This is a genomic window from Oceanobacillus chungangensis (assembly GCF_003369565.1).
Classification (GTDB): domain Bacteria; phylum Bacillota; class Bacilli; order Bacillales; family Amphibacillaceae; genus Oceanobacillus; species Oceanobacillus chungangensis.
The window spans coordinates 1-1,474 of sequence record NZ_PIOD01000019.1; the positions used below are offsets into that span (position 1 = coordinate 1).

A 1,474-nucleotide genomic window follows, 5' to 3' on the forward strand; every position below is an offset into this window, starting at 1 on the left:
GGTACCGACCCCCGAAAGTTAGAGTAGAAAATCTAACTTTCGGGGGTGTTTTTATGGTCAAATATAGTGAAGAATTTAAAATAAAACTTGTCACTGAGTATTTGTACGGAAATTTTGGATATCCATCATTGGCGAAAAAATATAATATGCCCAGCAGTAGCCCATTAAAAAATTGGGTGAGTTCCTATAAAGCACACGGCATGGATGGACTAAAGCGAAGAAAGACGAGGAAAGAGTATTCTGTTCAATTTAAATTAAATACGATACAATTTATGTTAGAAACAGGTGCTTCTTATCAGGAGACTTCTGATAAGTTTAAAATGAACAACCCTTCATTAATTAATCGCTGGATGAAGACATTTAGTGAACAAGGGATAGAAGGCCTGGAACCAAAGTCAAAGGGGCGACCTTCTATGTCTAAAAAACCAAACAATAAGAAAAAAGATGAGAAAAAGCTGACGCGCGAAGAAGAATTGGAACGTGAGATTGAACTACTAAGACTAGAAAATGCGTACCTAAAAAAGTTGAGAGCTTTTCGGGAAAATCCACATGCCTCCCACGAAAAGCACAAGCAAAGGTGGCATTCGAGCTTAAAGAAGAAGGATTCCGATTAAAAGATATTCTTCTCGTTTTGGGTATGCCTGAAGCAACCTATCACTATCATGTGAGAAATTTTGGCAGAGAAGATTCGGATATAGAATTAAAAGAAATCATTACAGATCTATTTAAAAAGTTTCATGAACGTTATGGTTATAAACGTATCACGAAAGAACTTAAGAAATTAGGACATCAAATTAATCATAAAAAAGTGTATCGCATTATGCGAGAATTGGGATTAAAATGTGTGAAATTTATGCGGAAATCTCGTAAATACAATTCTTATAAGGGAAAGGTTGGAAAAGTAGCGAAAAACCGACTAACCCGCCGTTTTAGCACACCTATCCCTCTTCAAAAATTAGTAACCGACATTACAGAATTCAAATGTCTAGGGGAAGAAAAGTTGTATTTAAATCCGATTCTCGACCTTTATAACGGAGAAATAATTGCGTATGAAATCAAGAAACGTCCAACGTTAGATCTTGTCATGGAACCGTTAAAAGAAACGCTAGAAATAATAAAGAATCGTGCATCTTTTCGCACCACCATCCATTCCGATCAAGGCTGGCATTACCAGCACAACAAATGGGTGAGGGCATTAAAAGAAAATAAAGTATTCCAAAGCATGTCACGTAAAGCAACCTGTGCAGACAATGCTTCCATGGAGAATTTCTTTGGCATTTTAAAACAAGAAATGTATTATGGAGAAGAATTAGTAAGCTATGAAGAATTAAAAAGTAGGATTGAAGAATATATCCACTGGTACAACCATGAACGTTCAAAAGAAAAATTGGCTGGATTAAGTCCAGTCGAATACCGAACGCAATCCAGCCAATCAGCTGCATAATAAAAACTCTAACTTTTAGGGGTAACCACC

At 36.3% G+C, this 1,474-nt stretch carries 2 protein-coding genes; both read left to right on the top strand.

The genetic code is table 11. The features are described from left to right. Positions 1-53 precede the first annotated feature (53 nt). Positions 54-614 carry a helix-turn-helix domain-containing protein gene (locus CWR45_RS14850; protein ID WP_147294840.1) on the top strand — a complete coding sequence of 187 codons (561 nt, stop codon included), beginning with the start codon at positions 54-56 and terminating at the stop codon, positions 612-614. Next, on the top strand, positions 578-1,444 hold the full coding sequence (locus tag CWR45_RS14855) for an IS3 family transposase (protein ID WP_115750653.1): 867 nt from the start codon (positions 578-580) through the stop codon (positions 1,442-1,444). Before CWR45_RS14850 ends, CWR45_RS14855 begins: the two co-directional genes overlap by 37 nt. Positions 1,445-1,474 lie beyond the last annotated feature (30 nt).

Bases quoted from the DNA above. Each gene is read 5' to 3' on its own strand.
- CWR45_RS14850 (WP_147294840.1), top strand. From the start codon at position 54: ATGGTCAAATATAGTGAAGAATTTAAAATAAAACTTGTCACTGAGTAT.